Origin of the sequence: Bradyrhizobium manausense (genome assembly GCF_018129685.1) — a bacterium.
GTDB classification, from domain to species: Bacteria; Pseudomonadota; Alphaproteobacteria; order Rhizobiales; family Xanthobacteraceae; genus Bradyrhizobium; species Bradyrhizobium manausense_D.
This window is the reverse complement of record NZ_JAFCLG010000028.1, coordinates 31,595-56,123: the sequence shown is the minus strand read 5'-3', so window position 1 is coordinate 56,123 and position 24,529 is coordinate 31,595. Positions and strand designations below refer to the sequence as shown.

The 24,529-nt window shown below is 63.3% G+C and carries 19 protein-coding genes; 6 read left to right on the top strand and 13 right to left on the bottom strand.

Features of this window, described 5'->3' with window-relative positions:
• Positions 1-63: 63 nt before the first annotated feature.
• The 5 genes from JQ621_RS32830 to JQ621_RS32810 all read right to left on the bottom strand — a co-directional run bounded on the left by JQ621_RS32830 (position 64) and on the right by JQ621_RS32810 (position 5,261).
• Positions 64-930 carry a beta-keto acid cleavage family enzyme gene (locus JQ621_RS32830; protein WP_212241163.1) on the bottom strand — a complete coding sequence of 289 codons (867 nt, stop codon included), beginning with the start codon at positions 928-930 and terminating at the stop codon, positions 64-66.
• Positions 931-1,125: 195 nt separating this feature from the next.
• Positions 1,126-1,926 carry a helix-turn-helix domain-containing protein gene (locus tag JQ621_RS32825; RefSeq protein WP_212241162.1) on the bottom strand — a complete coding sequence of 267 codons (801 nt, stop codon included), beginning with the start codon at positions 1,924-1,926 and terminating at the stop codon, positions 1,126-1,128.
• 195 nt (positions 1,927-2,121) lie between these two features.
• Positions 2,122-2,778, bottom strand: a complete 657-nt coding sequence (locus JQ621_RS32820) for a glutathione S-transferase family protein (protein WP_212241161.1) — start codon at positions 2,776-2,778, stop codon at positions 2,122-2,124.
• 63 nt (positions 2,779-2,841) lie between these two features.
• Positions 2,842-4,002 carry an acyl-CoA dehydrogenase family protein gene (locus JQ621_RS32815; protein WP_212241159.1) on the bottom strand — a complete coding sequence of 387 codons (1,161 nt, stop codon included), beginning with the start codon at positions 4,000-4,002 and terminating at the stop codon, positions 2,842-2,844.
• Between the two features lie 122 nt (positions 4,003-4,124).
• On the bottom strand, positions 4,125-5,261 hold the full coding sequence (locus JQ621_RS32810) for an acyl-CoA dehydrogenase family protein (RefSeq protein ID WP_212241178.1): 1,137 nt from the start codon (positions 5,259-5,261) through the stop codon (positions 4,125-4,127).
• A 266-nt stretch (positions 5,262-5,527) separates the two neighbouring features.
• Between JQ621_RS32810 and JQ621_RS32805 the strand changes: the two genes are divergently transcribed.
• Both JQ621_RS32805 and JQ621_RS32800 read left to right on the top strand, forming a co-directional pair.
• Positions 5,528-7,078 carry an acyl-CoA synthetase gene (locus tag JQ621_RS32805; RefSeq protein ID WP_212241157.1) on the top strand — a complete coding sequence of 517 codons (1,551 nt, stop codon included), beginning with the start codon at positions 5,528-5,530 and terminating at the stop codon, positions 7,076-7,078.
• A 75-nt stretch (positions 7,079-7,153) separates the two neighbouring features.
• Positions 7,154-8,374 carry an ABC transporter substrate-binding protein gene (locus tag JQ621_RS32800; RefSeq protein ID WP_212241156.1) on the top strand — a complete coding sequence of 407 codons (1,221 nt, stop codon included), beginning with the start codon at positions 7,154-7,156 and terminating at the stop codon, positions 8,372-8,374.
• A gap of 85 nt (positions 8,375-8,459) precedes the next feature.
• Here JQ621_RS32800 and JQ621_RS32795 read toward each other — a convergent pair whose 3' ends face one another.
• Complete coding sequence (locus JQ621_RS32795) at positions 8,460-9,230, bottom strand: helix-turn-helix domain-containing protein (protein WP_212241155.1); 771 nt, start codon at positions 9,228-9,230, stop codon at positions 8,460-8,462.
• Positions 9,231-9,415: 185 nt separating this feature from the next.
• Here JQ621_RS32795 and JQ621_RS32790 point away from each other — a divergent pair, with 185 nt between their 5' ends.
• The 4 genes from JQ621_RS32790 to JQ621_RS32775 all read left to right on the top strand — a co-directional run bounded on the left by JQ621_RS32790 (position 9,416) and on the right by JQ621_RS32775 (position 15,703).
• Positions 9,416-11,689: a marine proteobacterial sortase target protein gene (locus JQ621_RS32790; protein WP_212241154.1), complete on the top strand. Its 2,274-nt coding sequence runs from the start codon at positions 9,416-9,418 to the stop codon at positions 11,687-11,689.
• Positions 11,690-11,788: 99 nt separating this feature from the next.
• Entirely contained in the window at positions 11,789-12,358 is a 570-nt protein-coding gene (locus JQ621_RS32785) for a class GN sortase (protein ID WP_212241153.1), read from the top strand.
• A gap of 144 nt (positions 12,359-12,502) precedes the next feature.
• On the top strand, positions 12,503-14,722 hold the full coding sequence (locus JQ621_RS32780; RefSeq protein ID WP_212241152.1) for an acetate--CoA ligase family protein: 2,220 nt from the start codon (positions 12,503-12,505) through the stop codon (positions 14,720-14,722).
• A 147-nt stretch (positions 14,723-14,869) separates the two neighbouring features.
• Positions 14,870-15,703, top strand: a complete 834-nt coding sequence (locus tag JQ621_RS32775; RefSeq protein ID WP_212241151.1) for an MlaD family protein — start codon at positions 14,870-14,872, stop codon at positions 15,701-15,703.
• Between the two features lie 3 nt (positions 15,704-15,706).
• On the opposite strand, the gene JQ621_RS32770 is transcribed toward JQ621_RS32775, so the two are convergent.
• The 7 genes from JQ621_RS32770 to urtC form a co-directional block, all read right to left on the bottom strand.
• Entirely contained in the window at positions 15,707-18,559 is a 2,853-nt protein-coding gene (locus tag JQ621_RS32770; protein WP_312015469.1) for an autotransporter outer membrane beta-barrel domain-containing protein, read from the bottom strand.
• Positions 18,560-18,874: 315 nt separating this feature from the next.
• Positions 18,875-19,915 (bottom strand): aliphatic amidase, encoded by a 1,041-nt coding sequence (locus tag JQ621_RS32765; protein ID WP_212241148.1) that lies wholly within the window; start codon positions 19,913-19,915, stop codon positions 18,875-18,877.
• Between the two features lie 52 nt (positions 19,916-19,967).
• Entirely contained in the window at positions 19,968-20,345 is a 378-nt protein-coding gene (locus tag JQ621_RS32760; RefSeq protein WP_212241146.1) for an FmdB family zinc ribbon protein, read from the bottom strand.
• 120 nt (positions 20,346-20,465) lie between these two features.
• On the bottom strand, positions 20,466-21,695 hold the full coding sequence (gene fmdA, locus JQ621_RS32755; RefSeq protein WP_018316778.1) for a formamidase: 1,230 nt from the start codon (positions 21,693-21,695) through the stop codon (positions 20,466-20,468).
• Between the two features lie 28 nt (positions 21,696-21,723).
• Complete coding sequence (gene urtE / locus JQ621_RS32750; protein WP_212241144.1) at positions 21,724-22,413, bottom strand: urea ABC transporter ATP-binding subunit UrtE; 690 nt, start codon at positions 22,411-22,413, stop codon at positions 21,724-21,726.
• A gap of 192 nt (positions 22,414-22,605) precedes the next feature.
• Positions 22,606-23,361, bottom strand: coding sequence for an urea ABC transporter ATP-binding protein UrtD (gene urtD / locus JQ621_RS32745; protein ID WP_212241142.1), 756 nt, complete (start codon positions 23,359-23,361; stop codon positions 22,606-22,608).
• Positions 23,362-23,372: 11 nt separating this feature from the next.
• Positions 23,373-24,515, bottom strand: coding sequence for an urea ABC transporter permease subunit UrtC (gene urtC / locus JQ621_RS32740; RefSeq protein ID WP_212241140.1), 1,143 nt, complete (start codon positions 24,513-24,515; stop codon positions 23,373-23,375).
• Positions 24,516-24,529 lie beyond the last annotated feature (14 nt).

The window sequence follows — 24,529 nt, the reverse complement described above, 5'->3', positions numbered from 1 at the left end:
CGATCGTGGTTATGGATTCCGGGTCTGGCCCTTCGGGCCATCCCGGAATGACGGAGTGTGTGACTACCTGTTCGTCCCAAATATCTTCCGCGCCTCGGCGGGGCTCGCGATCTCGCGGCCGGCACGACGGGCGCAGGCGGCGATAGCTTCGATGAGCTGGCCGTTCGACGTCACCTTCTTGCCGTCGGCGAGATAGAAGGTGTCCTCCAGCCCCGTGCGCAGATGCCCGCCGAGCTCGGCGCAGCGCTGATGCAGCGGCCAGATCTCTTCGCGGCCGATGGCGGTAACCTGAAAATGCGCCTCGGGCCGCTTCAGCTTGATCAGGATCGGCAGCAGGTCGGGATCAGCAGGCATGCCGGAGGCCACGCCCATCACAAAATTATACTCGAGCGGACCTTTGTACATGCCGACCTGGTGGTACATGCCGACGCAGCGGACGATGCCGACATCGAAGCATTCGAACTCGGGGATGGTGCCGACCGCGTTCATGACGTCCAGATAGTCCTTCACCTTCTCGACCGCGTTGTCGAACATCATCGGCGGCCAGGCCCAGCTGTTGTCGGCCTTCACCTTCAGATAATTCAGCGAGCCGGCGTTGCAGGCGGCGATCTCGGGTTTGGTCTCGCGGATGCAGTCGAGCGCGCCGGAGTAGTTCGGCCCCGACACGCCCGAAGTGTGGTTGATGATGACGCCGGGACAGGCCTCGCGGATCGCCTGCTGAATCTCCTTGCTGACGGCGACCTCCCAGGACGGCAGATGGCCCTTGTTCGGTGCCTGCTGACGCAGGTGGATGTGCATGATGGACGCACCTGCATCGAAGGCAGCCCTGGCTTCGCGCGCCATCTGCTCGGGCGTCACGGGGACATTATGCTGCTTCGGGTCGGTGAGCACGCCGTTCAGCGCGCAGGTGATAACGGCTTTGTCGCTCATGCCACTGATGTCTCGCACGTCGAGAATTCGACGTTGGCGATCATGTGATGCGGGGCATGCGGCTTCTTGCGCGGAGAAGCTGGGAAGGAACGGCTATCGTAGGGTGGGCAAAGCGTAGCGTGCCCACCATCTTTGCCAGATACCGAGAGGTGGTGGGCACGGCGCAAGTGCGCCTTTGCCCACCCTACGAGGAGCCTAGCTCGCCTCCGCGAGCCGCACCGTCTCGCTGCTGCGATAGATCGCAAGATCGCGCGATCCGACGAAGATTGCGCGCGGCTTCAATCCGTAGAAGCGGCGGATCGAATGGCTGAAATGGGTCGAGTCGGGATAGCCGATGTCCTGCGCGAGATGGGCGAGGTTGAGGTCCTGGTTGGCGAAGTGCAACAGATGCCGCGCGCGCTTCCAGGCGCGGAAGGAGCGGAACGAGATGCCGGTCTCTTCCTTGAACAGATGCAGGAAGCGCGAGGCTGAGAGGCCCGCTTCGGCTGCGCAGGTATCAGCCGTCACCGGCTCGCCGGAGAAGCGCTCGATGCGGGCGACAGCGCGCCTGACGCGGGGGTCGAGCACGCGGCGCGGCAGCGCCTCGCCAAAGCACATCTCGTCGAACTCGGCGGTGGCGATGTCGCCGTAGCGACGCTCGCGCAGCAGCGCGTAGGCGGCGAGAATTTTGCGGGCATAGATCGCACGGTCCGGTCCCATCAGCCGCCTGGCGAGATCTTCCAGCACTCCGTCAGGCACGCTTTCCGGCTCGAGCGTAACGCTGATGGCGGTGCGATAATCGCTGGCAATGGAATGGCGCTGGTTCGGCATCGTGACGAACAGCTCGCCGCTGGCGAGGACGTCATCGATGGTCAAATGCAGGCTGCCTTTCACCGCGACATAGACGTGGGAGCAGCCGGGGGTCCGTTTGCGGGGCCTGCCGAGCAAGCCGGCATAGAAGACCCGCTCCGGCGTGATCAGCATCAAATGGTCGGATTCGCGACCCTTGTCTTCCATGGGGATCCTCCTCGCGCGGCTCTATGGCCGCTGCGGACGGGGGTCACCTTAGCGGAAATTTGGGCGCTGTCACGACGCGATAGCGCTGTCATTAGAACAAGGGCCGTCGTTCCGGGGCGGTCCTCAAGGACCGAACCCGGAACCTCGAGATTCCGGGGTTCGATGCTGCGCATCGCCCCGGAATGACAGCTACACTTACGCCCTCACGCGCGGCGCAATGTTCTGGTCGGCGCCGGCCTTCTGCTCCGCAGCAACCGCGCGCTTGAACCCGTCGCGCTGCTGCAGGCGTGCCCAATAGGCTGCGACATTCGGTCCGAATTCCTTGGCGAGCCCAATATTGCCGGCGAGCCGCAGCGCGTAACCGATGACGATGTCGGCGGCGGTGAAGCGACCGGCGCACAAGGTTTCGGCATTCGCCGTTGCTGTCTCGACGGCGCGCAGCCGCCCCAGGAACCACTTCGCGTAGTCGGCGGCGACCTGCGGATTGCGGCGTTCCTCCGGCTCGAGCTGGGTGTAGCGGAGCACCAGTGTTTGCGGAAAGGTTAACGTGGCGTCGCTGAAATACATCCAGTTCAGGAATGCGCCATAGGCGGGATCCTCGGGACCGACCATCAATGGCGTTGGGCCGTATTTGACGCCGAGATAATGGCAGATGCCTGATGATTCCGTCATCTTGGTCTCGCCGTCGACCATGAAGGGAATCGTGCCCAGCGGGTTGAGCGCGAGATATTCCTTGGCGAAGACCCGCGGCGGGAACGGCAACATCTTCAATTCGTAGGGCAGCCCCATCTCCTCCAGCATCCAGAGCGGGCGGAACGAGCGCGCGGCGTCGCAATGATAGAGCGTGATCATGAATGTCTTCCCCCTAGAGCATGATCCGGAAAAGTGTGAAGCGGTCTTCCGACAAGATCAGGCTCAAATTTTACGACTCCCAGGCAACGTGCCCATCATCTTGCACAGGACCATCAGCATGACCTCGTCGGCGCCGCCGCCGATCGAGGTCAGGCGGCTGTCGCGATAGGCGCGGCTGACCGGCGTCTCGTTGGTAAAGCCCATTCCACCCCAATATTGCAAGCAGGCGTCGGTCAGCTCGCGCCCGAGCCGGCCGGCCTTCAGCTTGGCCATGGTCGCGAGTTTCGTGACGTCCTCGCCGGCGACGAGCTGCTCGGCGGCGCGATAGATCAGCGCGCGCAGCAGCTCGACCTCGGTCTGCATCTCCGCGAGCTTGAAGTGGACGACCTGGTTGTCGAGGATGCTCTGACCAAAGGCCTTGCGATTTCGCGTGTATTCGATGGTCTCGTTGATGATGTACTCGTGTGCCTTGAGGCAGGCCGCCGCTCCCCAGAGCCGCTCCTCCTGGAACTGGATCATCTGGTAGGTGAAGCCCTTGCCCTCCTCGCCGATCCGGTTGCGCTTCGGCACGCGGACATTGTCGAAAAAGATTTGCGCGGTATCCGAGGAGCGCATGCCCATCTTGTCGAGCTTGCGGGCGACGGTGACGCCTTTGCTCTTCATGGGGACGCAGATCAGCGACTTGTTGCGATGAACCGGTCCATCGCCGGTATTGGCGAGCAGGCAAATCCAGTCGGCCTGGGTGCCATTGGTGATCCACATCTTTCCGCCGGTGATGAGGTAGTCATCGCCGTCGGAGCGCGCGGTGGTCTTGATCGAAGCAACGTCGGAGCCCGCGCCCGGCTCGGAGACACCGATGCAGGCGACGTAATCGCCTGATATGGATGGGCTGAGAAATTCGCGCCGCACCTCATCGGAGCCAAACCGCGCCAGTGCCGGCGTCGCCATGTCGGTCTGCACCCCGATCGCCATCGGCACGCCTCCGCAGGTGATCGCACCCAGCTCCTCCGCCATCATGAGAGCGTAGGAATAATCGAGGCCCGAGCCTCCGAACTCCACCGGCTTGTTCAGCCCGAGAAAGCCGAGGCTGCCCATCTTCTTGAACAGCTCATGCGCCGGGAAAATGCCGGCCTTCTCCCATTCATCGACGTGAGGGTTGATCTCGCCCGCGATGAATCTTTGCAAGCTCCGGCGGATGTCATCGTGGTCGGTGGTAAACAGCATTTTGTCCTCTCGTCATTCCGGGGCGCGCGTAGCGCGAACCCGGAATCCATTCCTCTACAGCGTCTGCAGCCCGATGGGTTCCGGGTTCGACGCTTCGCGTCGCCCCGGAACGACAGCCTGCATCACAACCCCATCTGCCTCGACGCCAGATCCTTCATGATCTCCTCGGTGCCGCCGCCGATGGCGTTGACCTTGACCTCGCGGTAGATTCGCTCGGCCTTGATGCCGCGCATGAAGCCGGCGCCGCCGAAGATCTGTACGGCTTCCGAGGCGCAGAATGCCATGGTCTGCGTCGCCTGGTTCTTCATCATGCAGATTTCGGCAACAGGGCTTTCGCCCTGCTCCAGCCGCCAGGCCAGCATCTCCAGCATTGCCTGAGACGCTGCGACCTTCTGCGCCATGTCGACGATCTTGTGCCTGATGACCTGGTGCTGGGCGAGCGGCTTGCCAAACGTCTGGCGCTCCCTGGCGTAGGCGACCGCTTCGTCGAGACAAACGCGCGCGAAGGCGGTGCAGCCCGCGGCCATGCCCATACGCTCGCTGTTGAAATTCAGCATGATGATCTTGAAGCCGTGACCTTCCTCGCCGATCAGGTTTTCGGCCGGCACACGGCAATCGTCGAAATGCAATGTGGCTGTGTCGGAGGCCCACCAGCCCATCTTCTTCAGCTTCGTGCGCGACAGGCCGGGCGTATCGCCCTCGATCAGGAGCAGGCTGACGCCACCGGCGCCCTCGCCGCCCGTACGCACAGCAACGGTCAGATAGTCGGCGCGGACGCCCGAGGTGATGAAGGTCTTTTCGCCGCTCACGACGTAGTGATTGCCATCGCGGCGCGCCTTGGTCCGGAGGTTTGCGACATCAGAACCGCCGCCGGGCTCGGTGATCGCGAGCGCCGAAATCTTCTCGCCTGAGAGCACCTGCGGCAGCACACGCGCCTTCACCTCGGCGCGCGCGGCTCGCGCGATCGGCGGCGAGCCGATGGTGTGGCTCATCAGGCTGGCGCTGACGCCACCGGCACCTGCCCGCGCCAGCTCCTGGCTCGCGACGATCTTCATGAACTGGTCGGCGGCAATCCCGCCATATTCCTCTGGGAATCCGAGCCCCAGAAGCCCGATCTCCGCCGCCTTGCGATAAAGAATGCGGGGGAATTCGCCGGCTTCATCCCATTCATGGGCAAACGGAGCGATTTCCTTGTCGACGAAGCGGCGCATCACCTCGCGGAAGGCCTCGTGCTCGGCGGTGTAGAACGGGCTCTTCATGGCATGCGCGCCTTCGACGACTCTCTTCTCGTTCCACCATGGCTGGAACATCGGCGGCTCACTTGCGCGGAGTGGCTGGCCCGAAAGGCCCACTCAGGCAAGCCCTTGCCTAGCAACTCAACGCAAGACGGTTTTCATCCCTCGCAGGCCAACTCCCGATCAAAAAAAGACTGCGGCACAAAACTCCGGCTGGCCTCCCAGGGCCACGCCGGGCATGGTGCACGGCAATAAAGTCGGGCGGCCCAAAGCCGCCGAGGGAGGGATTGTTGGCCGTTCGTTACTACGACTGGATCGCTCATCATGCGCGCCGCGCGCCTGGCAAGGTCGCGGCCATTGATCTTTCCAGCGAACGCCGCTTCACCTACGCGCAGTTCGACGCGCGCATCTCGGGCCTCGCCTCGTTCTTCCGCCACACGCTGAAGGTTTCGCGCGGCGATCGCGTCGCCGTGCTGGCGCTGAATACGACCGATACTTTGGAGGTGCAGTTCGCCTGCGGACGGCTGGGCGCCGTCTTCGTGCCGCTGAACACCCGCCTCACCGTTCCCGAGCTTCAGTTCATCACTGGCGATTGCGCACCGAAAGTGATGATCCACGACGCTGATCTGGCCGAGACGGCCCTCGCTGTTGCAAAGCTCTGCAACGTCGCGACGAGCCTGCGGCTTGGCCCCGGAGGCCCCTATGAGGCCGCAATCGCATCGGCCAAGCCGCTCGACTGCATTGAGCCAGTCACGCTCGATGATATCTCGACCATCATGTACACGTCGGGCACGACGGGGCACCCGAAAGGCGCGACCATCACCCATGGCATGACCTTCTGGAATTGCGTCAATCTCGGCGGGCCCGCCTGCATCGGGCCGACCTCGGTGCTGCTCACCGTGCTGCCGCTGTTCCACACCGGCGGGCTGAATTGCTACACCAATCCCGTGCTGCATGCCGGCGGCACGGTGATGATCATGCGCGCGTTCGATCCCGGCACGGCGCTCAGCCTGATCGGCGATCCCGCGCAGGGCATCAACGTGTTCTTCGGCGTGCCCGCGATCTACCAGTTCATGGCGCAGCATCCGGCCTTTGCAACGACCGATCTGTCGCGGTTGATCGTCGGCGGTGTCGGCGGTGCTCCGATGCCGGTGCCGCTGCTGAAAGCGTGGGAAGCGCGCGGCGTCGCGCTTCAGCAGGGCTACGGCATGACGGAGACCTCGCCGGCCGTGCTGGTGCTGGACCGCGAGGACGCCGCACGCAAGGCCGGCTCCGCGGGCAAGCCGGTGCTGCATACCGAGGTCCGTATCGTCCGCCCGGACGGCAGCGATGCCGATGTCGGCGAACTCGGCGAACTCTGGGTCAAGGGTCCGAACATCACGCCGGGCTACTGGAACAGGCCGGAAGCGAACAAGTCGTCGTTCACCGACGGCTGGCTGCACACCGGCGATGCGACGCGCGTCGATGAAGAAGGCTTCTACTACATCGTCGACCGCTGGAAGGACATGTACATCTCCGGCGGCGAGAATGTCTATCCGGCCGAGGTGGAGAACGTCCTGCATCAGCTCAACGCCATCGCGGAAGCCGCGGTGATCGGCATTCCCGATGCGCAATGGGGGGAAGTGGGCCTCGCAATCGTCGCGGTCAAACAGGGGCAGCGGCTGAGTGAGGCCGATGTCTTTGCCCATTGCGCGGCCAATCTCGCGCGCTTCAAATGCCCTCGGCAGATCCGCTTCGTCGACGCGTTGCCACGCAACGCCACCGGCAAGATCCACAAGCCCACCCTGCGCAAGGAATTCTCGGTGGCTTCCGAAGTCGACAAGAAAGTCGCCAACGCCTGATCAAGGCGCCCCTCGCGGGGCGCTTTTTGTTTTCGACGTCCCTGCTCCAACCCAGAAGAATCGCAAGGAATTTTCATGAACAAGAAACTCTCCCTGATTGCCGCAGCAACCGCATTGGCACTGCTCTCGACCCAGGGTGCTTTCGCCCAGAAGGCGTACGATACCGGTGTCACCGACACCGAGATCAAGATCGGCAATGTCGAGGCCTATTCCGGCCCGGCGTCCGCCTACGGCATCATCGGCAAGACCGAGGAAGCCTATTTCAAGATGATCAACGAGCAGGGAGGCATCAACGGCCGCAAGATCAACTTCATCTCCTACGACGACGGCTACTCGCCGCCGAAGACGGTGGAGCAGATCCGCAAGTTGATCGAGAGTGACGAGGTCTTCCTGGTGTTCAACGCGCTGGGCACGCCGACCCAGACCGCCGTGCAGAAATATCAAAACTCCAAGAAGGTGCCGCAGCTGTTCGTCGCCACCGGCGCCAGCAAGTGGAACGACCCGAAGAACTTCCCCTGGACCATGGGCTTCCAGCCGAGCTACCGCGTCGAGGCGCGGATCTTCGCCAAGTACATTCTGAAGGAGAAGCCGGACGCGAAGGTCGCGATCTTCTACGCCAATGATGATTTCGGCAAGGACTACCTTGCCGGCATCAAGGACGTGTTCGGCGACAAGGCCTCGAAGCTGATCGTGGCGGAAGAGAGCTACGAGACGTCCGAGCCATCGATCGATGCCCATATCGTCAAGCTCAAGGACACCGGCGCCGACGTCTTCGTGAACATTTCGACCCCGAAATTCGCGGCTCAGGCCATCAAGAAGATCGCCGAACTCAGCTGGAAGCCGATGCATCTGATGACCGACGTCTCGGTGTCGATCGGCTCGGTGATGAAGCCGGCGGGCCTCGAAGCTTCCGAAGGCGTGCTGTCGGCCGGTTATCTGATGGACGCGTCCGATCCGCAGTGGAAGGACAACGAGGGCATGAAGAAGTTTCTGGCCTTCATCGACAAGTACATGCCCGGCGCCAACATCTCGGACACCAATCTGGTTTACGGCTACGCCGCGGCCCAGACCATGGTGCAGGTGCTGAAGCAGGCCGGTGACAATCTCACGCGCGAGAATGTGATGAAGCAGGCCGCGAGCCTGAAGGACTTTGTCCCGGATACGCTGATCCCGGGAATCAAGATCAACACCTCGGCCAACGATTTTGCGCCGATCGAGCAGCTGAAGATGTGGCGGTTCAAGGGCGGCCAGTGGGAGCTGTTCGGCGACATCATCAGCGCCGAGGTTGGCGGCTAGTTCGCGACGAACGCGCACATATGCACATATGCGCTGAATAGCGGCCACCGGGGCCGCTATTCTTTATGCAGGCCGCGGCGACCAGCTATCCCGGGAGCAAAAGCGCGAACGATTCGTCGACCGTGCGACGCAAATGATCGCGATAGAGCGCATGGTTTGGCTCGCCAGGCGCGACCCGCCCCAGTGACGGCGTCGGGACATTCTTGAGCGGCACATAGGCGATCGGCGCGGCGACCGGTGTCAATTGCGAGCCGGCGCCGGCGCGCAGCGTCGAGATGATGCCGTACATCGCGCCTGTCACGGTCGGCCGCGAGACCGTGATGACGCGATGCTGGCCGTGCTTGTTGATGACGAGATAGATGAAGCCTGACTGGTGCGGCACGGCAACCTCGCCGGTGTGCTCATAGGCCGCATCGGTTCGCTCGCCCTCGCGAAAGACCAGCGAGGAGACTTTCGGCTCCCAGACGATTTCGGTGCGATAGGCGAAGATCGCATCCCTGTCGCCAAAGGACGGACGCAGTGTGATGTAGGCTCCCTCGAGCCACGTCACCGCGCGATGCGAATAGGAGCCGAGGCTGTCAGGCGCGACATCGTTGCCGGCCGCAGGCGGCGGCGCGACGGGGTTCTTGCGCAACGAGACGCCCAGCGCCTGCTCCAGCCGGACCGTGGTCGCCAGCGTGAACGGGCGGCGGCCACCGAGCGCCTTCTCCAGTGTCGACAGGCTGAGCTTGGCCTGCTCGGCCAGTGCTTGCCGCGAGATCCGGCGCCTGGCGATTTCCTCGCGGATCGTCTCCGCGACCTCGCGGCTTTGCTCGTCCGAAAGCTGCTTGTCAGAGAGCCTGTCTTGCGTCTGCATCGTTAACCCCGTTCCACGGCCGCAGTCTAGCAGGGCGGACAAGTCAGCACAAAACCGGACATGGCCGCCAGATTGGCGGCTGGCTCAGGCCGGCCGCGGCGGAACATTGCCGATCATTCTGCTCGCGAAATCAGGCCTTCCCGACCGATGCTCAGGTCGTCAAGCAGCTTTCGGGAGCAGGTCAAATGGATCACCACGACACGGTCGACAGCGACGAACACCCTGATGAACACCCTTGGCTCGGCGGGCTGATCAAGGTCGGGCTGTTCCTTCTGGCGCAAAGCATTGCCGTGCTCCTGGTCAGCTTCGTGGCCCTGCTGGTGAGCTTCGAGACATCCTGGTCGGCGACGACGGAGCAGGCCAGCCTGCTCCAGCCCGGCGATGCCAAATCCGGCAGCCTGCTCCTGAAGGAGGACGGCGCCACCACCGAAGCCATCCGTCTCGGGACAGACGTCGACATCACGGTATCGGGTCCGACGCTGCGCACGCGCGTCACGCAGATCTTTCGCAACCCGACCAGGGACTGGGTCGAGGCAACCTACGTCTATCCGCTGGCCAGCGACGGCGCCGTCGACACGCTGAAGATGGTGGTCGGCGATCGCGTCATCGTCGGCGACATCAAGGAGCGTCAGCAGGCCCGCGTGATCTACGAGCAGGCGCGCCGCGCCGGGCAGAAGGCCGCGCTCACCGAGCAGGAGCGGCCGAACATCTTCACCAACTCGGTGGCCAATATCGGCCCCGGCGAAACCGTGCTGGTGCAAATCGAATATCAGGAGCCGGTGCATCAGGCCGGCAACGAATATTCGCTGCGCGTTCCGCTCGTCGTCGGGCCTCGTTACAATCCGGCGCCAATCGTGCAGAGCGTCGATTTCCGCAACGACAACTCCGGCTGGGGCGCGACCAATTCTGACCCGGTGCCCGATCGTGACCGGATCTCTTCGCCTGTGCTTGATCCCGCCAAAAGCGCGCCGGTCAACCCGACCAGCATCACCGTGCACCTGAAGGCCGGCTTCGCGCTCGGCGAGGTGAAGAGCCACCACCACAATGTCAAGATCGAGAGCCCAGACAACATGACGCGCGTCGTGACGCTGGTCGACGGCACCGTGCCCGCCGATCGCGACTTCGAGCTGACCTGGAAGCCGACTGCCGAGAAGGCGCCGTCGGTCGGCCTGTTTCGAGAGCATCTCGGCGATGCGGACTACCAGCTCGCTTTCGTCACACCGCCGGCCGCCGAGCAGGCAATCCAGAAGCCGTTGCCGCGCGAGGTCGTGTTCGTGATCGACAATTCCGGCTCGATGGGCGGCACCTCGATCGAGCAGGCCAAGGCGAGCCTGCTCTATGCGCTCGGCCGTCTCCAGCCGAACGACCGTTTCAACGTGATCCGCTTCGACGACACCATGGACGTGCTGTTTACGACCTCGGTGCCGGCCGACGCCGCGCATGTCGGCGAGGCCACGTCCTTCGTCAGCGCGTTGCAGGCGCGCGGCGGCACGGAGATGGTGCCTGCGATGCGTGCAGCGCTGACCGACAAGCTCGGTGATACCAACATGGTTCGCCAGATCGTCTTCCTCACCGATGGCGCGATCGGCAACGAGCAGCAATTGTTCGAGACGATCACCGCGATGCGCGGCCGCTCGCGCATCTTCATGGTCGGCATCGGCTCGGCCCCCAATACCTATCTGATGACACGCGCCTCCGAGCTCGGCCGCGGCGCCTTCACCCATATCGGCTCGGTCGAGCAGGTCGAGGAGCGCATGCGCAGCCTGTTCGCCAAGCTGGAGAACCCTGCCGTGACCGGCCTCACCGCGAAATTCTCCGAAGCGAACGCCGACGTCACGCCGGCGATCATTCCGGACCTCTATCGCGGCGAACCGCTGGTGCTTGCCGCGAAACTCGACAAGCTCGCGGGCTCGCTGGAGATCAAGGGTCGTGTCGGCGACCGCCCGTGGTCGGTAACGCTGCCGCTGCAAAATGCCGCCGAAGGCAAGGGCCTGTCGAAGCTTTGGGCAAGGCGCAAGATCGGCGATGCGGAGGTGGCGCGCACGCTGCGCGAGAGGACGCCGGAGGATACCGACAAGACGATCCTTGCGCTGGCGCTCGATCACCAGATCGTCACGCGGCTGACCAGCCTTGTCGCCGTCGACAAGACCCCGAGTCGCCCCGAAGGCCAACCGCTCAAGCTCAGCCAGCTTCCGATCAACCTGCCGGCCGGCTGGGACTTCGCCAAGATATTCGGCGAACGGCCGCAGCAGCCGCCGGCACAGTTGCGCGATCGCCGCGCCGATGCGGGTGAGCCAACGGCGAGGCGGCCGGCCCCGGTCACGCCAGATGCGATCCGCTTGCCCAAGACGGCCACTTCGGCCGAGCTCGAGATGATCGCAGGCCTGATCATGATCGTGCTCGCCCTGATCCTGTTCGTGTTCAAACGGCGTCAGACCTTGCTCGCTGACGCCGCTTGAGAGAGGAGCACCCCGAACTCCTCTTCCTTGGCGCGCGCGGCTGCCCGTCCCGTATCAACGGCCGCGCGCGCATTTTTCGTCTCGTCATTGGTGGAACCAATGCCTCGCCTCATCTCGCCCCTGGCGCTCGCGCTGATCGGCGTCATCCTGTTCGGCGACGGCGCCTACATCCACGCCAAGGCATGGCTCGCGCAGGCGCTGCTGGAGCGCGCCTTCGACAGGAGCATAGCGACCGGCCAACCCGTCAAGCCATGGTCCTGGGCCGATACCTGGCCGGTGGCACGGATCGAGGTGAAGCGGATCGGTGCCAGCGCTATCGTCCTCGCCGGCACCAGCGGCCAGGCCCTTGCCTTCGGACCCGGTCATCTCGATCAAACGGTGCAGGCCGGCGAGCGCGGCGTCGCGGTTTATGCGGCGCATCGCGATACCCATTTTCGCTTCCTGCGGAATGTCGCCATTGGCGACATCATCGATGTCACCCGCAATGACGGCAGACGTTTTCGCTATCGCGCGGATTCCTCCACGATTGTCCGCTTCGACGCGTCAGGCATCGATCCCGCAGCTACGCATTTCGAGCTTGTGCTTGCGACTTGCTGGCCGTTCGACGCCGTCACGTCCGGTCCCGAACGTTACCTTCTGCATGCCACCTTGATCGGAAATCGCAAATAGCCACGGCCCGCGATTGAAGGCTTCGCTTCTGATCCGCTTGCGCATTCCGCCATGCGGCATGCAGCCCCGCTGGTTGCCACTCCGCGCAACTCGCCATACGATCGGGCGACGCGTTGCCAAGAAGAACAACAGGTGAGGTCACCCATGGAAGCTCAGGTCTCAACCACGTCGGTTCCTGTCCGCCCATGGTCGCCGTCTCGCGATGCGGGCGATGTCGTCAAGGGCATCCACGCCATGCTGCATCCGCGCAACATCGTGCTGGTGGGCGCGACCGACAAGCCGGGCAACTACGCAGAGCGTATCTGGAACAATCTGGTCAAATACGGCTTCGAGGGCGGGCTCTATCCTGTCAACGCCAAGCGCGAGACCATCTGGGGCGTGCCCTGTTACAAGGATTTCGCAAGCCTCCCTGAAAAGCCCGATCATGTTCTGGTTCTGGTGCCCGCGCGCTTTGCCGTGCAGGTGATCCGCGACGCGGCCGCGGCCGGTGCGCGGTCGGCCACCATCGTCACCTCAGGCTTCAGCGAGCTGCAGGACGCGGAAAGCCAGAAGCTCGCCGCCGAACTGCAACAGGCCGTGCGCGAAACGGGACTCGCCGTCACCGGCCCGAACTGCCTTGGCAATCTGAGCGCCGGCGAAAAGCTCTTCACCAATATCGACGACCGCGCGGTCACCATGGAACAGGGCGAGGTGGCGATCGCCGGGCAATCCGGCGCCATCGTCATGGCGATCCGCCAAGCGCTGGAGGATCGCGGCGTTGGCGTCGGCTATATGGTGACAACAGGCAACGAGGCCGGGCTCGAGACGCCGGACCTGATGCGCTATTTCGCCGAGGATCCGAGCGTCAAGGTGATCGTGGTCTATCTCGAAGGCGTGCGCAACACCAAGGCGTTCCGCGACGCCTGCAAGGCCGCACGGGCCGCAAGCAAGCCGGTGATCGCGCTCAAGCTCGGATCGTCGGAGGGTGGTCGGGCCGCCGCGATGGCACACACCGGCGCACTCGCGGGCTCGATCGAGACCTTCGACGCGATCGCAACGCGCGAGGGGGTGATCCGCGTGGCCGGGCTCGACGAGTTGATCGAGACCACCGAATGCTTCGTCCATGCCGCCGTACCCAAGGGCGACCGGCTTGCGGCGGTGACGCTATCGGGCGGCAAGCGCGGCATGCTGATCGATGCCTTCCATGCGCAAGGCCTGAATTTTGCGCCGCTCAGCCCGCATGTCAGCCGCGAGCTGGGGAAGATGCTCGGACCGGGCTCGATCGTCGGCAATCCGCTCGATGCCGGCTTCGCGGCGGTGGTCGATCCGTCCGTCTACATGAAGTCGATCAAGCTGATGATTGACGATCCCGACATCGACATCGTCATCATCGATGCCGAATTTCCAAAGGCACCGCATGAGCTGCGCGAGCGCAATTTGCGCATCGTCGACGAGATGGCGCGCCAGGGGTCAAAGCCGGTGATCTATGTCAGCGCGATGTCGATCGGCTTCACCGAGTTCACCAAGGGCTTGCGCAAATCGTTGCCGCATCTCGCGGTGATGCAGGGCATGGACCGCGCGGTGACCGCAATCAAGTCGCTGCTCGCTTATTCGAAGCTGCGCAAGGAGGTGCCCGACATCGTCTCGAGCTCGAAGCCGGCCGCGCGCGCCGTGCTGGAGAAGGCTTTGAAGTCGGCAAGCGGCGCCGCGCTCGACGAAGTCGCCTCGAAGAAGCTGCTCAAGGCCTACGGCATCCCGGTCTCGAAAGAGGGAATCGCCCGGACGGCTGCGGAAGCCGCCAGGATCGCCAAGCAGATCGGCTTTCCCGTGGTCGCGAAGGTCGTCAGCGCCGATATCCTGCACAAATCCGACATCGGCGGCGTGGTGCTGAATCTCAACAGCACAGCTGAGGTGAAGAAGGCATTTTCCGACATCACGGCCCGCGTGAAGAAGCTGAAGGGCAAGCCTGATCTCGATGGCATCCTGATCGCGCAGCAGGTCAAGGCGGATCTCGAGCTCGTGGTCGGTGCCTCGCTGGACGCCGAGATGGGACCCGTCGTGCTGTTCGGAACAGGCGGGATCGACATCGAGCTGATGAAGGACGTGGCGCTTGCCGGCGCACCGCTGGACGAGGCCGAGGCGCGGCTCCTGATCGGCCGCACCAAGGCCGGCATCAAGATGCGCGGCTATCGCGGCAAGCCGGCCTTGCACGAGGCTTCCGCCGTGAAAGCGCTGGTTGGCCTGTCCAACCTGATCGCCGATGCCGGCGACCGGATCGCCTCGATCGACGTCAATCCTTTCCTGATCAACACCAGGACGGGCGTCGCTGTCGATGCGCTGATCGTACTGAACAATGCCGCGGCCAAGCGCGCTGCCGGGCATTGATGTCGCGTAGGGCGGATTAGCGCAGCGTAATCCGCCGCTTCCAGGGACAAAGGCGCCAAGCAATGGCGGGTTACGCTTCGCTAACCCGCCCTGCGTACCATGACTGCCTCCTTCCAACTTCGAAGCATTGGCCGTAGACTCGACTTCATGGCACGCGCGAGCAATCTGGTGATTGGAACGGCGACGCTGACGGTCATTGCCGTCGCGTTCGGCGGCTTGCTTGGCGTGCAGAAATGGCGCGCCAGCCAGAGCCGCAGCCAGTTGCGCGTCGTGTTCGAAGGCGGTTCCGCAAGCGGTCTGCGTCGCGGCGGTCCGGTTAATTTCGACGGCGTGCCCGCCGGCCAGATCCTGTCGATCAAACTGGAGAGTCCGCGCAAGGTTGTGGCGCTGGTGTCGATCGACAACGCCGCGCCGCTTCGCAAGGACACGGTGGCCGGCATCGAATTCCAGGGGCTTACCGGGATCGCCGCAGTCTCGCTGATCGGCGGCGCCCCCTCCGCGCCGCCGGTGCCGCTGGATTCGGATGGCATCCCCGTGTTGACCGCCGACCTCAGCGATGCCGAGTCCATCGTCGATACGCTGCACGGCGTCGATCGCACGATCGTCAGCAACGCACCGGCGATCAAGGAGGGTCTGCGCACGTTCGAGAATTACACCGGCGATCTCAGCCACAAGGGTGACGAGATCGACGCGGTGATGCTCAAGGTGAACGATGCATTTGCCGGCTTCGACAAGGCGGTCACGAAGATCGAGGGTGTGGTGCCGGGCTTCGTCGACGGCAAAGCCGACGAACTGTTCGAGAAGGTGAAGGGACTGCACGAGCTCGCCGACACCATGAAGAAGAAATCGGCAAACTTCCTCGAGGAGACGCGCCGCTCGCTGCTCGATGTCAGCGAAGCCGCCAACAAGATGAGCGGAGCGTCCGCACCCACCGCCGCCGCCCCGCGTCCGCCGCGCAAGCCGGCGCAGCAGAAACGGTAGAACCTACCAGGTGTAACGCACGACGCCCTTGCCGGCGTAGGAGCGCGTGACGTTCGAGAACTCGCCCTCGAAGGTCGCCGACGCGGACCAGCCGTTCAGCCAATTCATTTGCACGGCGGCCGTCGTCAACGCGGCATCGCGCGACAGCGCGGCGCCGTTCACGACGAAGGCCGAACCCGGCAGCGCCTGAAACACCGCACCGATCGTGCGATCCGGGTTGAAATCATGGGCCCAGGCGCCGCGGCCGCGCAGCGTCACCACGCCGCCGGCAGCCGCAAATGATGTGTCAGCCCGCAGGCCGAACTCGGTGCGCGTGCTGGTTACGTCCTTGGCCGCATAGTTGAGCGCAAAATTGTTGTTGCCGACTACGGCGAATTCCGAATAGTTCGGCAGACTGAACATCGTCGCCTGCAGCGCGGCATAAGGCGTCAGCCCGATCCATGGCGTCGCCTGGCGATAGCCGCCTTCAATGCGGCCCGAAACAGCGTTGGCGTTGAACTGCGCCCTCAGCTGATCGCTGCCGGCCACGGTAACGATGCGGTTCGTCGTGACATCCTGCCAGCCATAGGCCAGCGCCGCGGTGATATAGGCGGGCCCGGCGTTGTGACGAACGAAAGCACCGGCCTGGAACAGGTCCGAACGGCCCCAACCCAGTCCGTTGACGCCGAAGCCCGTGCCGCCGCCGGCGAGCGCGAAACCCGCTGATGTCGACGGCGAGACGTGATAGTCAAGACCGGCCGCGCTACCGTAAAGGCTGCTGTTGGTGTTGTTCGAGCCAAGTGCCGCACGACCGGCCGTGGTCTGCGAGCCGCCGTAGCCGGCCGCCCAGACGTCCCAGCGCTGCTCGAAGGCTGGCGGCGGCGCCTTGCGTTCAATCGACGCGAAGGCTTCGGTGGGACGCTTGCCCGACGCATGGGCAGTCGCGCTGGTCTCGTCGGCATAAGGCGTCGTAACCGCTGTGCCACTGCGTTCGGAGCCGAAGACGTCGGTCAACAGGCTCATGAACAGGTTCATCGCGTTGAACGTCGTCTGTTGCAATCCCGTTGCGGATTCACCCGACGCCTGGCCCAAACCCTGGGGCGTCAGGTTCGCCATCGCCACGGGCAGGTTACCACCATTGTTGAAGATGCGGGTCAGGACGTTGGCGACGTTCCGCTGGTTGATGTTGAGGCCGCCGCCGTAGCCGAGAACGAGATCGAGATACGCGTTGTTGGGATCGTAGCTCAGCGTCGAGTGCAGGTTCGGCGACAGACCGGTCACGACCGGATTGAACGTGTCGGGCAACGTTCCCGCCGTCAGGATCTTGTAATGATTGGAGATCGTACCGACCGGCACCACCAGGACAGTCGCGCCATTGAGCGCCGATATCCCGGTGACAACGGCGATACCATTGCCGCTACCCGATACCTGCACCATGTATGTCGACGCCGTCGTCAAGGTGAGATTGCCGTTGACGTCGAGCGTCCCCGTCGGACTGCCGGGCGCCACTGTCCCGCCATTGACGTTGATCCCGTTGACATGGCCGACACCACTGAACGTACCGCCGGTCGCAACGTTTACACTGCCGTTGATGTTACCAGCGAGAATGAGCGCGCCGCCCAGCACGTTCCAATCCTGATGGCCTGTGCCCGTGACGGTCCATGTCGAGCTGTCGATCTTGTTGAAGATCGAGAAGCCGTCATACTGCAGACCAGTGCCGATCAGGTCGAGGTTGAACGTATCCTTGCCGGTGCCGCCGAGTTGGAACAGATCGCCGCTGGAGGCCACCACCTTGCCGATGATGACGCTGCCGGGAGCGAGTGTGAGACTGCTCGAACCGCAACTGCAGAGGTCGATCGCCACGGCGCCCAGCGCACCGGCATTGATCGTCCCCGCGTTGAAGACAGTGCCGTCGTTGGTGAGGCTGATGCCAACGCCGCCCGGTCCGACGGTGATCGTCCCCGTGTTGAGGATCTGGTTCGTCGTGCTCAGCGTGTTCACGGCGATGCCCGCGCCCGACGCACCAACACTGATCGTGCCGCTATTGAGGATGGCATTGCCATCACCGAACACGAACAGACCTTGTGCGGATTCGCCGCCTGTGATCCGGCCGGTGTTGATGATCATGGAGGAGAAGCTGGCCACCGAGACACCTAGTCCGCCCAGCCCGACGCTGATCGTTCCGTTCTGGTTCACGGCAATCCGCTGGCCCTGCGCAGAAATGCCCGCGGACCCGTTGTCGCCGGTCGTGATCGAACCGCCATTGGTGATCTGGGCATCGTTGCCCTGCACGACGATGCCGGCCCCGTTATTCCCCGCAGAGATGGTGCCGAGATTGCTCGCGGTCTGGAATTGCCCCTGCATGAAAATGGCGGCTGCGTCCTGCCCGACCGAGATCGTCCCGGTCGCCGCATTGGTGACGTTGTTGCTGGCGTTGATGGTGATGATGCCGCCCGTAAAGCCGGAGGAATTGCCGACCGTGATCGCGCCCGCGTTGACGATCGTGGCCCCGCCGGCGGCGTAAATCCCGATCGAACTGTCGACACCGGTGATGGTGCCGGTCGCGGCGTTGGTGATCGTGTCGTTCTGACCGGCGAAAATGCCGGTGCGCGAACCGCCGACCGACAGCGCACCGGCATTGGTGACGGTGCTGGAATCGTTGATGCCGATCGCGCTGGCGCCATTGTCGTTGACGGTCGCGCCGGGCAGGACGTTGACGGTCAGGCCGTTGACGCCGCCGCCGGCCGCAAAGCCGTTGGAATCGGTACCGCGACAGGTGACGGTCTGGCCGCTCACGGCAGCGTCGGGCTGACAGTCCGCGCGCGCCGATGTCACCAGGAGGGTCAGGCTGGCAACGACAGCGGCAAAAAACGTCACGGTCGCGCCAACTCGTAGCCCGACCCGCGCGCTCGATGGCGACCAAATTCCCACCCAAATGCCCTCAGTCCGCCGCTCGTAGCGGCGCCGCCGGCAAATTAGGTGACCAGGCTTGTCCGTGGAACCACGGAGTCGGCGACATAGGCTGAATCAGCAACTGATGTTGCCGTCGCGACACGTTTTGACACGACGGACGCGCAATTCGTGCATGCGATGCCGCGACAAAATGGCCAACCATATGGACGGCCATTCATAGCCTTGCATACCCCTGCATGCTCTTGCGCGACCTCACGGCCTCGCAGCAGCGACCAAGCCCTAGTAATTGCTCGGTGCGGCCTCGTTCGGGATGCCGTCGATCGGACATTCGGCCGTGCCCGCGGTGGAGCGCGTCATGGCCTCGACCATATCGCGTGTGCCTTCGGGATCGGCGATCCAGTTCTTGTAGAAATCATAGGGGCAGGCCGCAACGCCGCGCGGGCTCTCTCCGGAATTGATCATCCCGGTGTAGCCGCGATGGACCAGCTTGTAGAGATGGTTCTGCGACTGGCCGTTGCGGCGCGCGTCACGGATCAGATGTTTCGACAGCTGGGCGTACTGGATGCCGTACTCCTCCTCGCCGCATTCGCCGAGCGTACGGCCGTCGAAACCGATGATCGCGGAGTGGCCGAAATAGGAATAGACACCGTCGAAACCGGCGGCATTGGCGACCGCGACATAGACGTTGTTGGCCCACGCCATCGCCTTGGAAATCAGGACCTGCTGCTCTTTGGCCGGATACATGTAGCCCTGGCAGCGTACGATCAGTTCGGCGCCCTTCATGGCGCAGTCGCGCCAGATCTCCGGGAAATTGCCGTCGTCGCAGATGATCAGGCTGACCTTCATCCCCTTCGGGCCTTCGGAGACGTAGGTGCAATTGCCCGGATACCAGCCCTCGATCGGGACCCAAGGCATGATCTTGCGATATTTCTGAACGATCTCGCCCTTGTCGTTCATCAGGATCAGCGTGTTGTAGGGCGCCTTGTGCGGATGTTCTTCGTGGCGCTCGCCTGTGAGCGAGAACACGCCCCACACTTTCGCCTTGCGGCAGGCTTCGGCGAAAATCGCGGTCTCCTCACCGGGCACGGCAGAGGCCGTCTCGTACATCTCCTTGGAGTCGTACATGATGCCTTGCGTGGAATATTCCGGGAAGATCACGAGATCCATGCCGGGCAGGCCGGCCTTCATTCCGACCAGCATGTCGGCGATCTTGCGGGCGTTGTCGAGCACCTCCGCCTTGGTGTGCAGGCGGGGCATCTTGTAGTTGACGACCGCGACGCCGACGGTGTCGTTGCTTGAGGAAATATCGCCGTGAAGCATGGTGGACGCTCCTGTCTCTTCTTGTTTGAGATTGCCGCCGGTCAGGCGATCGTTAGTGGCTGATCATCCAGGGCCGCGCCGTCGGAAAACCCTTTGCGCCGCTCTTGGTCTTGGTCACCAGCCGCGCCGGCTTCTTCTTCTCCGTCGCGTCCTTGTCCCTCATGGTCTTGCCCGACGAGCAGCAGCCGCAACCCGGGCCATGCGAGGCCTTGTATTGCGCCAGCGTCTGCGGCGCGTGCGTGCTGCGCTCGTTGACGGCGTGCGCCTTGCGCTTGTCCGCCGGCATGCAGAAGAAGTTGGGCGCGGTCAGGATCACGCGCGGCGCCGATGCCTCGCAATGCGGACAGTTTTGCGGATCGTCGCATTCCGCCATCGGGCGCAGATCCTTGAACGGACCGCAATCGTCACAGAGATATTCATAGACCGGCATCTTGTCTCCCTTCGCGTTCGGTCCGGGTGAGGGGGTACAGGAGCCGCGACCACCTCACGTGTGGAGAGAGGCCCCTCACCGCTCCCCCTCCCCGTAAGAACGGGGAGAGGGAGCGCTACGTCATTTGTCCGGTGAGATCGGCATCTGGATGTCGCCGGTGATGTGCTTGATCGGCCCCGCCGCCGACGGCATCACATCGAAGTCGAAGATCTCCGTCGGCAGCCACAGCGTGGCGCAGGCATTGGGAACGTCGACCACACCGGAGATGTGGCCCTGACACGGCGCGGTGCCGAGGATCGAATAGGCCTGGGCTCCGGAGTAGCCGAACTTCTTCAGGTACTCGATTGCGTTCAAGCACGCCTGGCGATAGGCGATATGAACGTCGAGATAATGCTGCTTGCCGGCCTCGTCGACCGAGATGCCCTCGAAGATCAGATAGTCCTTGTAGTTCGGCGTGATCGGCGACGGCTTGAAGATCGGGTTCTTGATCCCGTACTTCGACATGCCGTCCTTGATGACCTCGACCTTCAGATGCAGCCAGCCGGCCATTTCTATCGCGCCGCAGAAGGTGATCTCACCGTCGCCCTGGCTGAAGTGCAGGTCGCCCATCGACAGACCCGCGCCCGGCACATAGACCGGGAAGTAAATCTTCGAGCCGCGCGAGAGATCCTTGATGTCGCAATTGCCGCCGTGTTCCCGCGGCGGCACGGTGCGCGCGCCTTCCGCACCGATCTTGGCTTTCACATCGCCCTTGGCACGGCCGCCATGCGCGGTCGCCGCGAACGGCGGATTGGCCAGACCGGGCACGCGGGTCGGGTTGGTCGAGATCAGCTCGGCCTCGCGCTTGTTCCAGGTCTCCAGCATCTTGGGATCTGGCAGACAGCCGATCAGGCCGGGATGGATGAGCCCTGCGAAGTTCACGCCGGGCACGTGGCGCGACGAGGTGTAGAGGCCCTTGATGTCCCAGATCGATTTCTGCGCCAGCGGGAAGTGGTCGGTGAGGAAGCCGCCGCCATTCTGCTTGGAGAAGAAGCCGTTGAAGCCCCAGAGGCTCTCCTTCATCGGGCCGACGTCGAGCAGGTCGACGACGAGGAGGTCGCCGGGCTCGGCGCCCTTGACGCCGATCGGGCCGGAGAGGAAGTGCACGATCGACAGATCGATGTCGCGCACGTCGTCGGCGGAATCGTTGTTCTTGATGAAGCCGCCGGTCCAGTCATAGGTCTCGATGATGAAATCGTCGCCGGGATTGACCCAGGCCACGATCGGGATGTCGGGGTGCCAGCGGTTGTGCACCATGTCATTTTCATAGGCCGACTTGGTGAGATCGACCTTGATCAGTGTCTCTGGCATCGAGATGCTCCCCTTTTACTACGGTTGGTTAGACGGACAGATATTTCGAGACCTGCGCGGCATCGACGGCGTCGCGCGGATCGTCGCGCACGATTTCGCCGTTCTCGATCACCAGCACGCGGTCGGCGATATCGAGCGCGAAGCTCAGGACCTGCTCGGATACGACGATCGACAGCCCTTTTTCGTCGCGGATGCGCTTCAGGGTGCGCGCCATCTCCTTGATGATGGACGGCTGGATGCCTTCGGTGGGCTCGTCCAGCAGCAGAACCTTCGGCTTGGTCGCGAGCGCGCGGGCGATCGCCAATTGCTGTTGCTGCCCGCCGGAGAGATTGCCGCCGCGGCGGCCCTTCATCTCCAGCAGCACCGGAAACAGCTCATAGATGTCGCTCGGCACCTCGGAGCCACCGGAGACCACGAGCCCGGTCTCGATGTTCTCCTTCACCGTCATGGTGGAGAAGATCATGCGGCCCTGCGGCACATAGGCGAGGCCCTTGGCGACGCGCTCGTAACTGGGCAAGCCGACCAGCTCCGCGCCGTCCATGTTCACCGATCCGCTCTTCGTCGGAAGGATGCCCATCAACGATTTCATCAGCGTGGTCTTGCCCATGCCGTTGCGGCCCATGATCGCGACGATCTCGTTGGGCGCGACCTTGACGTTGAGCCCGTGAAGAACCTCGCTCTGGCCGTAGGCGACGTGGAGATCTGAAATTGCCAGCATGGTCGTGCTCCTAGGCTCCGTGACTCTTCACCTCTCCCCACCGGGGAGAGGTCGGCGCGGAGCGCCGGGTGAGGGGGCGCAGGTCCCAGGAGGGAGCGGAACCCCTCACCCGAATGGCTGCGCCATTCCACCTCTCCCTATGGGAGAGGTGGACGGAGATCGCCGCACTTGCTCGCCTGTTGCTCGCCATCGTCAATGCCCCAAATAAACTTCAATGACCTTGGGATCGTTCTGCACCTTCTCCATCGTCCCCTCGGAGAGGATCTGGCCCTGATGCAGCACGGTGACCTTGTGGGCGATGTCCTCGACGAACTTCATGTCGTGCTCGATCACCAGCACCGAACGGTTCTTGATGATGCGATTGAGGAGCTCGGCGGTCTTGGCGCGCTCGGAGACGCTCATGCCTGCGACGGGCTCGTCCAGCATCAGAAGGTCGGGGTCCTGGATCAGCAGCATGCCGATCTCGAGCCACTGCTTCTGGCCATGGCTGAGAAGATCGGCGCTCATGTTCAGCTTGTCTTTCAGGAAGATCATTTCAGCGACTTCGTGCACGCGGTCGCGCACGGCGGCGTCGCGGGTGAAGGTCAGCGCACCGAACACCGAGCGGCCGCGCGGATAGGAGATCTCCAGATTCTCGAACACGGTGAGATCGTCATAGATCGACGGGTTCTGGAATTTGCGCCCCACCCCGGTCTTGACGATCTCGTTCTCCTTCATCCGCGTCAGCTCCTTGCCGCGGAACTGGATCGAGCCCGACGTCGCTTTGGTCTTGCCGCAAATCAGATCGAGCACGGTGGTCTTGCCGGCACCGTTGGGCCCGATGATGACGCGGATCTCGTTTTCGTCGACGTAGAAGGAGAGATCGTTGACCGCCTTGAAGCCGTCGAACGATACAGTCAGGGCTTCGACCGCGAGCAGGAATTCCTTGGGCTGGTGTCCTATGAGCATGATCTACCTCCTCACTCCGCCGGGGCGCCGTCGGCGACCGAACCGTCGGTCCAGCCTTCAGGTTTCGGTTTGCGCGACGAGATCAGGCGATCGATGCGCGGCTGCACATAGTCGCCCCAGATCCCGGCAAGGCCGTTCGGGAATGCGAGGACCACGGCAATGAACAATCCACCGAGGCCGAACAGCCACAATTCGGGGAACGTCTCCGAGAGACTGGTCTTCGCGAAATTGACCAGCAGCGTGCCATAGATCGCGCCGAGGATGGAGAGTCGGCCACCGACCGCGGTGTAGATCACCATTTCGATCGAAGGCACGATGCCGACAAAGGACGGTGACATGAAGCCGACATTGAGTGCGAACATGGCACCACCGATCGCGGCGAACACGGCTGCGATGCAGAAAGCGAAGATCTTGAAGTTCGCGACGCTGTAGCCGGAGAAGCGGACCCGGTCCTCTTTTTCGCGCATCGCGACCAGGATTCGCCCGAGCTTGGAGTGCCGAACGAACTGCGCGATCATGATGCAGACGAACAGGCAGCCGACCTCGAAGAAGTAGAGCACGATCTTGGCGTGGTCGGGCCTGATGTCCCAACCCTTCAGCGTCCGCAGATCGGTCATGCCGTTGATGCCGCCGGTGTAGCCCTGCTGTCCCACGATCAGAATTGTGAGGATGGCCGCGACTGCCTGGGTGATAATGGCGAAGTAAGTGCCGCCGACGCGGCGCTTGAACATCGCGGTGCCGATGATCAGGGCAAAGATGCCGGGCACCAGGATGATGGCTGCGATGGTCAAGGTAAGGCTGTGAAAGGGCTTCCAGAACAGCGGCAGCGCCGTGATCTGATTCCAGTCCATGAAATCGGGAATGCCTGGTGTCGACTGGATCTTGGTGTTCTCCACGCTCGATGCTTCGAGCTTGAGGAACATCGCCATGCAGTAGCCGCCGAGCCCGAAGAACACGCCCTGGCCGAGGCTCAAGATGCCGCCATACCCCCAGCAGATCACCAGCCCCAGCGCGACGAAGGCATAGGTCAGATATTTGGCGACAAGGTTGAGCCTGAAGACATCGAGCGTGAGCGGCAGCACCACCACGAGGAACACGGCGAGCACCAGAATCCCGATCAGCTCCGATCGATTGAAGAACCTGTTGTCGGTCATTGCATCAGCCTCAC

Coding starts and splice junctions, on each gene's coding strand:
- JQ621_RS32830 (WP_212241163.1), bottom strand. CDS start 930: ATGAGCGACAAAGCCGTTATCACCTGCGCGCTGAACGGCGTGCTCACC.
- JQ621_RS32825 (WP_212241162.1), bottom strand. CDS start 1,926: ATGGAAGACAAGGGTCGCGAATCCGACCATTTGATGCTGATCACGCCG.
- JQ621_RS32820 (WP_212241161.1), bottom strand. CDS start 2,778: ATGATCACGCTCTATCATTGCGACGCCGCGCGCTCGTTCCGCCCGCTC.
- JQ621_RS32815 (WP_212241159.1), bottom strand. CDS start 4,002: ATGCTGTTTACCACCGACCACGATGACATCCGCCGGAGCTTGCAAAGA.
- JQ621_RS32810 (WP_212241178.1), bottom strand. CDS start 5,261: ATGAAGAGCCCGTTCTACACCGCCGAGCACGAGGCCTTCCGCGAGGTG.
- JQ621_RS32800 (WP_212241156.1), top strand. CDS start 7,154: ATGAACAAGAAACTCTCCCTGATTGCCGCAGCAACCGCATTGGCACTG.
- JQ621_RS32795 (WP_212241155.1), bottom strand. CDS start 9,230: ATGCAGACGCAAGACAGGCTCTCTGACAAGCAGCTTTCGGACGAGCAA.
- JQ621_RS32790 (WP_212241154.1), top strand. CDS start 9,416: ATGGATCACCACGACACGGTCGACAGCGACGAACACCCTGATGAACAC.
- JQ621_RS32785 (WP_212241153.1), top strand. CDS start 11,789: ATGCCTCGCCTCATCTCGCCCCTGGCGCTCGCGCTGATCGGCGTCATC.
- JQ621_RS32780 (WP_212241152.1), top strand. CDS start 12,503: ATGGAAGCTCAGGTCTCAACCACGTCGGTTCCTGTCCGCCCATGGTCG.
- JQ621_RS32775 (WP_212241151.1), top strand. CDS start 14,870: ATGGCACGCGCGAGCAATCTGGTGATTGGAACGGCGACGCTGACGGTC.
- JQ621_RS32765 (WP_212241148.1), bottom strand. CDS start 19,915: ATGCTTCACGGCGATATTTCCTCAAGCAACGACACCGTCGGCGTCGCG.
- JQ621_RS32760 (WP_212241146.1), bottom strand. CDS start 20,345: ATGCCGGTCTATGAATATCTCTGTGACGATTGCGGTCCGTTCAAGGAT.
- fmdA (WP_018316778.1), bottom strand. CDS start 21,695: ATGCCAGAGACACTGATCAAGGTCGATCTCACCAAGTCGGCCTATGAA.
- urtE (WP_212241144.1), bottom strand. CDS start 22,413: ATGCTGGCAATTTCAGATCTCCACGTCGCCTACGGCCAGAGCGAGGTT.
- urtD (WP_212241142.1), bottom strand. CDS start 23,361: ATGCTCATAGGACACCAGCCCAAGGAATTCCTGCTCGCGGTCGAAGCC.
- urtC (WP_212241140.1), bottom strand. CDS start 24,515: ATGACCGACAACAGGTTCTTCAATCGATCGGAGCTGATCGGGATTCTG.